This is a genomic window from Marinobacter sp. B-12 (assembly GCF_056857915.1).
On the sequence record NZ_JBSXOB010000007.1, the window covers coordinates 1 to 8,732 of the forward strand.

General features: G+C 55.8%; 9 protein-coding genes and 4 tRNA genes. All 13 read right to left on the bottom strand.

Annotated features, from left to right (window positions below; genetic code table 11):
• A partial coding sequence (locus AC13D2_RS00125) for a GTP-binding protein (RefSeq protein ID WP_348120808.1) occupies positions 1–142 on the bottom strand: 142 nt, incomplete at its 3' end.
• A gap of 50 nt (positions 143–192) precedes the next feature.
• Positions 193–268, bottom strand: a tRNA-Thr gene (locus AC13D2_RS00130).
• An 18-nt stretch (positions 269–286) separates the two neighbouring features.
• Positions 287–361, bottom strand: a tRNA-Gly gene (locus tag AC13D2_RS00135).
• A 10-nt stretch (positions 362–371) separates the two neighbouring features.
• Positions 372–455 (bottom strand) — tRNA-Tyr (locus AC13D2_RS00140).
• A gap of 40 nt (positions 456–495) precedes the next feature.
• A tRNA-Thr gene (locus AC13D2_RS00145) sits at positions 496–571 on the bottom strand.
• A gap of 31 nt (positions 572–602) precedes the next feature.
• Positions 603–1,337: a hypothetical protein gene (locus AC13D2_RS00150; RefSeq protein ID WP_300499914.1), complete on the bottom strand. Its 735-nt coding sequence runs from the start codon at positions 1,335–1,337 to the stop codon at positions 603–605.
• The gene (locus AC13D2_RS00155) at positions 1,334–2,068 is read right to left on the bottom strand and encodes a type III pantothenate kinase (RefSeq protein WP_300499917.1); all 735 of its coding nucleotides are present in this window, start codon (positions 2,066–2,068) and stop codon (positions 1,334–1,336) included. The genes AC13D2_RS00150 and AC13D2_RS00155 overlap by 4 nt, the downstream gene beginning before the upstream one ends.
• Positions 2,065–3,033 (bottom strand): biotin--[acetyl-CoA-carboxylase] ligase, encoded by a 969-nt coding sequence (locus AC13D2_RS00160; protein ID WP_300499920.1) that lies wholly within the window; start codon positions 3,031–3,033, stop codon positions 2,065–2,067. Before AC13D2_RS00160 ends, AC13D2_RS00155 begins: the two co-directional genes overlap by 4 nt.
• 108 nt (positions 3,034–3,141) lie before the next feature.
• Positions 3,142–5,541, bottom strand: coding sequence for a DUF6160 family protein (locus tag AC13D2_RS00165; protein WP_300499922.1), 2,400 nt, complete (start codon positions 5,539–5,541; stop codon positions 3,142–3,144).
• Positions 5,542–5,550: 9 nt separating this feature from the next.
• Positions 5,551–6,036, bottom strand: a complete 486-nt coding sequence (locus AC13D2_RS00170) for a hypothetical protein (protein WP_482938020.1) — start codon at positions 6,034–6,036, stop codon at positions 5,551–5,553.
• 59 nt (positions 6,037–6,095) lie between these two features.
• Positions 6,096–7,187 (bottom strand): hypothetical protein, encoded by a 1,092-nt coding sequence (locus tag AC13D2_RS00175; protein ID WP_300499928.1) that lies wholly within the window; start codon positions 7,185–7,187, stop codon positions 6,096–6,098.
• Positions 7,187–8,386 (bottom strand): hypothetical protein, encoded by a 1,200-nt coding sequence (locus tag AC13D2_RS00180; protein ID WP_420390452.1) that lies wholly within the window; start codon positions 8,384–8,386, stop codon positions 7,187–7,189. The genes AC13D2_RS00175 and AC13D2_RS00180 overlap by 1 nt, the downstream gene beginning before the upstream one ends.
• Before the next feature lie 133 nt (positions 8,387–8,519).
• A partial coding sequence (locus AC13D2_RS00185) for a hypothetical protein (RefSeq protein ID WP_482938019.1) occupies positions 8,520–8,732 on the bottom strand: 213 nt, incomplete at its 5' end.

Genomic DNA, 8,732 nt, shown 5'->3' on the forward strand with positions numbered 1-8,732 from the left:
ATGCGCTTGCACTACCAGTACCCCACACTTCGTGACACACACGAGTCAGCGCGGCTGTCAGCGTGGTCTTGCCATGGTCTACGTGACCAATGGTGCCCACGTTTACGTGCGGCTTATTACGCTCAAATTTTGCTTTAGACATTCGACCTATCTCCCTAATCAACTGGACCGTAACGTTGACCGGACAAATAATGGAGCTCATGACCGGAATTGAACCGGTGACCTCATCCTTACCAAGGATGTGCTCTACCGACTGAGCTACATGAGCGCTTTCAACACTACAAATTGGAGCGGGCAGCGGGAATCGAACCCGCGTCATCAGCTTGGAAGGCTGAGGTAATAGCCACTATACGATGCCCGCGAGCAATAAGTGGTGGAGGGGGCAGGATTCGAACCTGCGAAGCTTTCGCGTCAGATTTACAGTCTGATCCCTTTGGCCACTCGGGAACCCCTCCGAGTCAGGCCTGCCAACGGCAAACCTGCCTAAACTTAAAGTGGAGCTGGCGGACGGAATCGAACCCCCGACCTGCTGATTACAAGTCAGCTGCTCTACCAACTGAGCTACGCCAGCTCACATTCGCCTCTTCAGCGAGGGCGGTATACTACGGATTTTCAGAACGCGTTGCAACACCTTCACAACGCCTGATTTCGACCATGTCGAAATTCTCACTGTAATCCGTTTTCGCCGCCCCAACCGCACCGGAATCCGGCACCAGTTGGTCTTCAAAAACGAGCGCGTAGCTTAGCTGATTTCGGGGGAAGTTGGCCAGTATTGCATTGAGATTCTGGCGTTTTTTTTCAGACAGGACATTTTCGGCGGCCTGCCGAGACTCGAACAGCCCAAGGGAAATGGCATTTTTATTCTCGCCACGGGTTACCAGGTAGGAATCAATCCCCCTCTGCTGGAGATTGCGAAACAGATCCAGCGCCCGATCTTCGGGTTGAGGGGGAATGATCACCCAATGCAGCGGCGACACTTCCCGCTCCGCCTCAACAACGTCGTAGTCGGTTCCGGGCCGACTCAGGGAACGATAGGCCTCCCGCGCACCCTGTTCAGAGTCGAACCAGCCCAATCGGATACAAAAGTTCAGGGGAACCGCTTCTCTCTCTGGAGAGGCCTTAACATCAACAATTGGCGCAACTGCTTCGCCCTCAGCCAGCACCACATCATCCCCGTCGGCTTCGAGGTCAGCCTTTGGCGAGAGTGGTTTCAGATCCGCCACCCGGGGCAACGCCTGGCGCTCAGTTACAACGGCAACGGACTTTGGTCCAACCTTGTCCCCGTATAACCAAAGCGCCCCATTGATCAGAATCAGGGCAACAGCAAACCACCTCATTCGCGTTCACTCTCCCCATCAACAGCCGCAAGCCCCTTGAGCACTAATGAAGGTTCGTGGTGGGCCGCAAGCCCGGCATCAAGCAGGCCTTCGGCGTCACCTCCTGTCACCAGGACGCGGCCAAGACCAAGACGACTGCAATCCGCTCCAATCCGCTCAGCCATCGATGCCCAGAGCCAGACCAGTCCATGCTGGACGCATTCGGTTGTCGACGCCCCGGGCTCCGCGGCATGTACGTCGCTGATTTCAAAACCGATTCGCGCAGCATCCTGCCTCAAGGACCTGAGCATCATCTGTTTGCCGGGGAGGATGTAGCCGCCCAGGTGCTTTCCAGAATCGGCGACATAATCAATCGTAATAGCACTGCCGGCATCAACAACGGCAAAACCACCAGCATCAGCCTGCCATGCAGCGTACATGGCATGCCAGCGATCGGCACCCATCCTGTCGGTCTCGGTGTAGGCGTTCACCAAGCCTCCTCGGTGGGGCTCAGCCCAATGAAACACAATCGGAGCACGACAGAACGACTCCAACTGCATCTGCAAATGTCGGCGCCTTTCTTCCGAGATCACAGTGGATACCGCAATCCGCTTGATGTGGGCGGACTGACACCGGATGTCGAAGAATGGGTTGTCGGCGCCCAGAATGGCGGAGCCGCTGCCAACCAAACGACCATCGCCGACCAGCAGCCACTTCAACCGCGTATTCCCAGCATCGACCAATAGCTTCATGGGCGTACCCGCAGACTTATCTCGCCAGCACGAACTCTGACCAGCTCTTTACCATCGTCGATCAGGTAATTGCCGGTATCGTCGATCCCATACCCGTTGCCAGCGAGACCACCCTGGCTGGCAACCAGGGCCTTACCGGAAAAAATATCACGGCTCTGCCAGCGTGAACGGAACCCGACAAAACCCTGACTGGCGAACTCATCCACGGAGTCGAGGACGGAATTAACGAGCGACGCCGCAAGCTCGCTACGACTCCAGCGCCGTTCAGGCATAGCTATGTCTAGACTGCTCCAGGATTGATCCACACCGGTGGCCTCTTTCATATGCACATTCAGGCCAATACCTGCAACGACCTGCACCACCCCCTCTTCAAGTTCGCCCTGGAGCTCAACCAGAATGCCAGCCAGCTTGCTACCACCCAGAAAAATATCGTTGGGCCACTTCAGCCCCACACCTGCAACACCTTGCTGCTCCAGAGCTTCAGCGACCGCCACACCCAGAACCAGGCTTAACCCATCCAGCATGGCGAAGCTGCCACGAAACGTCAGCCCCAGGCTCAGGTACAGGTTCTGCCCCTGCGGACTCTGCCAAGGCCGGCCGCGCCTGCCACGACCCGCGGTCTGACAATCGGCGATGCACACGGGAATGCGACCGGAATCGGACCTCGTACGGCGTCGCACAATTTCGGCATTGGTCGAATCCACTTCATCCAGTACGGTCAGTTCGACCCGGGAGCGACAGCCTGGGGTCAGCCCCTGCGTTATCCGTTCCGCCTCGAGCAAGTCCATATCGCTCAACAGGCGATAGCCCTTGCCACGAATGGTTTCTATGCGGACACCTTCCTCCGATGCACGACGGATCTGTTTCCAAATTGCCGTGCGACTGATGCCAAGACTGCTGGCAAGGGACTCACCGGAGTGAAACTGGCCGTCCGCCAGGAGACCAAGAAGTGCTTTGGATTTCATCAAGGAACGCCCGCGTATTTGAATGGGATCAGGGCGGGATTAAACAACACGTCGAACCAAAAGACAAAGGGCGACGCCGCGGCATTTCCAAAGTTTGCCGCCCAGACCTCAGGGTATGGGCGTTGCGGTAAGATTCGCCTCAATATCGAAGTTCTGCATTTTCACACCATAGACAGCCGTTTGCGGACCGCCTGTAGGATGAACCAGGTCAATATTGTTGATGGAGAGCTCCTTGAACCGGCTCCTTGCCCGAACGGCGAACCCCAACGGGCGGTTGTCCAGATCAGCCGTGGTGGGCGATGACACATAGCGGTATCCCGCCCCCGCAGCCGGGTCCATTATTTTTTCGTCGCCCCTTGCGCCAACCACGCCCAAAGCGTCTGCGCCATCTGTCTTCTTGACCACTTTGGTCTGGTAGACATCGACAGACAGATCGGTGCGTATGCCGAAGGTGTTGTCGTCTACATCGTCACCATCGAAGTCGCCGCCATCGCTGGTGTGAATATCGTCAAGTACGAGCCTGGAGCCCGTGTTATTGATCGGCTTGCCACTGGAATCCACCTGTCGATTGGCTTCCCAGGTGAGTGCGTTCTTGCGCGCCTCACTGACTTCCTTTGCGAGTATCTGTTTGAGCTGGATCGTGATTCCTTCTTCACCACGAGCCTCCCAGGTTCCGCCCGATGCAGCACAGGCCGACTCAGAGCCCCCTGAACCGCCGGCGCATACATTGCCAGCCCCACCCGGGACAATGGTCATGCTACTTCCGGTTTCGTATTTCTGAACCACAAATCGGCCAAAGCTTGATCCCGCCGCCTTATCGCCAACCCGCAGGTTGCCAACATCCATAAGGCTCCAGGCCTCCCCCTTGATGAGGGCCAGCCCGTCTTCGGTCACATCCAGGGTCATATCCCGAACATGGGCATCGTAGCTGAGATCGCTGATCCACAAGCCCTTTTGAGACACTTCCCCCGCACCTTCATCGTAAGGCGCGGCGATGATAGCAGCCCGACCGTTTCGTATACGGATATCCGAGTTTATGGTTAGCCCCTCACCACTGGCACCGCCCGCTCCAAGCGTCACCTGGCCATCCATATCAAATTCGTAAGCCGGGTAGAAGCCAAGCGCCAGAAGCAACTCCGTACCGCCCTGAAGCGGGGCATCCTCGCTACCTACTCGTAAGCCATTGATTCTATAACCGGCCGACACATCCTCAAAGCCAATCCTGAGCCCGTCATAAAAACGCGTGCCGTTAAGCTCGCCATCCCGCGTCACGTTAACCGTGACATCTCCCTGCCCCCAGGACTGCAGCCCGCTGAAGATAACGCGGTTGCCATCCTCGGTATAACTCAGGTCGGCCAACTGCAAACTCCACTCAGTGGACAATCTGAGCTCTTGGGAGCCGGCATCGGGGTGGCCACCACCCTGCAGGTAAACCGCGTTGGTGTAGCTGCGCCCATTGTAGGCGTGGTCCTGCAGCATGAAGCTGACATTGACCTCGCCAATGCTTTGTCCGCTGGCGCCCATTTCAATACGACCGATGTTAAATTCCCCGTTCAGCGATCCCAGTGTGAGCCCCAGGGCGTCGCGTCCGTATCGGTCCTCAGTCACGTCCACCCGGAGATCACTTAGTCGGTAATGGCCTGTAATATCGCGAAAAGCAAGCGCGTTGTTATCGTCATGATAGATAAAGGATGCACTCTGAATGATGGTTTCGTTATCCAACCGAAAACCCTCCCCTTCTCGCCCACCGGCTGTAATGCCGATTTTCGAAGAGAGGTCGAAGGAACCGCTGAGCCCGCCGTAGCTTGGCAGAGCCTGACCAGTGGAGACATCGTAGGTGTTGCCATGATTAGCGGGGTTATTACTGTATCGGATTGCCCCCACATCGTAGGAACCGGATACGCGGGGGGCGCTCAGCTCCAAAGTATTGCCAACAACATCCAGGGTGACGCCAAGCGCCTCCACACTGAGCGTGATGTCGTCCAGGAAGACTTCATTACCGTTGGTTCGATAGCCCAGTCGGCCGCCGGTCATGGTGTAGGCGGTATCGAAGGTGTACCCGGATGAGCCGAACGCACCTCCCGGGCTGATGCGCAGGTTTCCCTGCAGGCTGTGATCAAAGAAAATGCCACCCATGCCAATCCCCGGGGCACCAGCCAACCGTATATCGCCGAACTCGATCCGCCGATCCTCAACCAGGTAGTCCAGATTCAACGACGCCTCATCGGTGATGTCGACCCATATGACATGAGCAGCCGACTCACCTGGCTGGCTTGCTGAACCAACCCGGAAATCCTCAAGGTAGATACCGCGATCATCATCGAAATACGTTAAACGGTCCGCGGTCATACCCAGCTCCATTTCCAGGGTAATACCGCTTTGGCCACTGATATCCGCCATATCTTCATCGCCCAGGAGCTGCATATCCGCCATCGCGGGTGCCGACAACGCCAACACTACCCCCCTCACAGACTGCGTGACCACGATGTGCTTTCTGATCCCGGCCATACCCGCTCCCTATGGATTTCCCGTAGGGAAAACCAATAGGTTTCCCTCCATGATGACGTCACCCTGCATTTCCACCGCAAAGATGTCTGTTTGCTGGAATCCCGGGTCTGTTGGTCTGGGTGTGTTGCTCCCGGCGATTTTGAACCGCACATCGTTGTAGCGAACGGTATCCGGCAGACCAATCTCTACAACGTCACCGTTGAACGCCTCGCCGTCACCGCCAAATCCGGAATCAATCGAACGAACACGGAGGGTCAGTCCTTCGAAGGCAAAGTTCCCCCTGATCTCATCCAGCACCATCCAGCCGCCATCCTCTTTCAATCGGTAGGCCAGCCTGGCACCGCACTTCTTACCGGCATCATCACAACGGCCGAAATAGCCGCTCTCAATAGGTCCGCCCATTTCATTAATGCTGATACCCCCTGATAGATATATGCCGCCCTGACCGGACACCTCAGAGAGTGCGTCATCGTTCAGACGATCAAGTTCACCCATCGCCTGCTTGGAGCAGGACAATGCGAGGGTCAACAACAGGACATGAGCGTAACGTCTTTTCATGGCGCCAGATCCTTGGTTCGGATATCAAGGTGCTGAATCAGCATGCCCTCGACCCGTGCCGACCCGAAATCCCGGTCACCCACGGAGAAATTTCCGATATGCAGGTTGCTGCGATAATCGGGATTGGTGTAATAGTCCTCGTAGAAATCCCAGGTTTGCGCATCACTGCTACCTCGCAGCCCATCAGCGCCAATCGATCCCGGCGCTGGCGGCTCGATGGCCGCGACTTCCACCACAAAGTTGCCGGTGCCATCCACGTCGAAAAATATCGGTTGCAACCGGTTGCCAATCGCGAGCTCCAGCGCAAAGTTGGTCATGGTGATTCTTGAACCGCAGGATTGGCCATCCTGAGAACAGGCATTGATTGACAATTCCGGCGTTTGGAAGTTGAGCTTGAACTGCCCCACCATCTGTCGACGATCGTCATCGCCCCAAAGACGTAGGTAGCTACCATCAATGACTGCGCTTTTCGCATGAATGTTGATATTGGCCGAACGATCCTCTCCCACGGACACGTTCATCTGTAACCCGATATCAGGGCGCTCACCCACGAAGTCTGCTGTAGCCGGCCGACTGGAGCAAACACCACTACCCGCGACAGCACCTGAGCTCATACAGTCGTACCCTTGGGCAGCGTCGACCAGAGCTGGCGCCGCGAACTCGAGAACGGCCTTGTCCCGGATGCCGATACTATTGCCGTCGACCACGTCAATACGATAGGGATTCAACAGCCGACCAAGATTTACCGGGCTTAGATTCTGTCCGTAGTTGCTGCCGGTTCCGGAGATGTACAAGTGATTCACCACGATCTCGACATCGCGGCCGTCCGTACTCTTAAGGCCACCAATTTTGAAAATCCGGGCCTGGTTGCCATTGGCATCGGGTGTATCCGTGCCATGGGAAAACGTGAAGTCTTCCAACACGACTCCGATTCCGGCGCCATCGATCTCTGACAGCTCCTGCTCTGACAGGTCCTGAAGTTCCGCGTTTGCTGCGCACGATCCGAGTAACAGCCCCAGGACAGCGCAAGCTCGCGCGGGGCAGAGCGACAGGACAATAGGGGTTAGAAGGCGTCTTCTGGACAACATCAAAACAACCCCCTGCCCCGATCAATGTACTCCGTTCGGTAACGGTCGGTGCCATAAAGGGCCTCGTTAAGGTTTACCTCGGTTGCGCCGTTCGGAATATTGAAGAAGGCCCCAGAGGTGGCCCGAATGAAATCCTCCGGCGTCGGGTTGGTGTTCTTGACGTCTTCCAGCCAGTCAAGGTCTTTGGTCTGGAATGAAATAAACGCGCCGTCGGCCGGTCCTGTAATCCTCCGCTGATTACCAACTTCTTCCACCGTGCCAATTGGAAAGCTGTTATAAATATCGAGATCAAAGCAGGAATCAATACCCAAGACCAGGCAGTCCTGGGCGTAGACATGGATGTCTCCGCTGCCACAACTGAAGAAAGAGCAATCAGGCACGTCAATACGGGAACTGGAGCCCCAACCAATAAGGTTCTTAACTGACCAGCGAGTGAACCCGCCCGCGTCCTCAAGCACAAAGCGCTCTCCATTGGGAATGCCGATGTGCTCAGCCCGAATGGGATCAAGCTCACCGATATCAGGATGCCCTTCTTCGCCGTACACCAGTTGTGCCTTGGTCTGGAGCGGACTCCCGCCTTCAAGCAACGGCGTAAGCAGGACGATCACCTGATCGAAGAAGTTGCCGCTGGAACTGGCCTGACTCAAACCTTCACCACGATCGATAATGTCTACGTTGACGTTGCCGGTGAGAGTTTCGATCTTGCCAGAGAGGATACCCATGGATTCGCCGAAGCCCAGTCGAAAACCAGCGATTTCCTGAGCATCCTCGTCGAACGCAAATTCCAGATAGGGGTTCTCGATGCTAAATGGGACGACTTCGCCTTCTTCATAAACCGAGCCGTCTGGCTTAAGTTGGCGGGGAGCCTTGGAATTGCGCTCGAAATACGCCTGGTTATTGATGTATCCGAGCGCAAAGTCCTCTATGTAGACATCGGACGTTCCGGCCTTTTCACCATCCCGCTCGTAGCGACCCAACTCAAGTACATCAACATTGGTCTGGATATCAATGTCCATTCCCAGGTTGACGCGTGTGTAAGAGGTGTTGTCGGTCTCGTCGGGGTGATATTGGCGATCAACCGAAATGAATGCTTGACCAGTCACTTCCGACATAGCGCTGTCGGAGATTGGCTGCAGATCCGCGAACGCAGGAGGGGTCACTGACAGCGCCGCTAAAAAATGCCAAACAACACGATTCATAGACAAATCTCACCATTCACCGCATTCTGAAAAGCGGTTTATTGTTATTTTCGATGAGTGTCTCTGAACACTAATGCTTCTTTCGCTGGCGATTTTTATTTTTAGCCAGTTCTTGGACGAATCCTAACTTCGTTTACATATTGTTACTGTGAGCGAAGTCATAGATTTGCAAGGTGTGTCTGTCCCGAAAGCACTTTTTTGCCGGCAATAAAAAACCCCCGTCGGCGAAGCCGCGGGGGTTTTTGGTATTAAGAGCCTGACGATGACCTACATTGCTCAGGCCAGCGGCCTTCGGCCCTTCGGGCCCGCCGTCGCTGCGCTCTGGCGTCCTGCGCTTGCCGTTGGC

Excerpts from the sequence above, each read along its gene's own strand:
- AC13D2_RS00160 (WP_300499920.1), bottom strand. The coding sequence starts at position 3,033 with ATGAAATCCAAAGCACTTCTTGGTCTCCTGGCGGACGGCCAGTTTCAC.
- AC13D2_RS00150 (WP_300499914.1), bottom strand. The coding sequence starts at position 1,337 with ATGAGGTGGTTTGCTGTTGCCCTGATTCTGATCAATGGGGCGCTTTGG.
- AC13D2_RS00170 (WP_482938020.1), bottom strand. The coding sequence starts at position 6,036 with ATGGGTGAACTTGATCGTCTGAACGATGACGCACTCTCTGAGGTGTCC.
- AC13D2_RS00165 (WP_300499922.1), bottom strand. The coding sequence starts at position 5,541 with ATGGCCGGGATCAGAAAGCACATCGTGGTCACGCAGTCTGTGAGGGGG.
- AC13D2_RS00175 (WP_300499928.1), bottom strand. The coding sequence starts at position 7,187 with ATGTTGTCCAGAAGACGCCTTCTAACCCCTATTGTCCTGTCGCTCTGC.
- AC13D2_RS00155 (WP_300499917.1), bottom strand. The coding sequence starts at position 2,068 with ATGAAGCTATTGGTCGATGCTGGGAATACGCGGTTGAAGTGGCTGCTG.
- AC13D2_RS00180 (WP_420390452.1), bottom strand. The coding sequence starts at position 8,386 with ATGAATCGTGTTGTTTGGCATTTTTTAGCGGCGCTGTCAGTGACCCCT.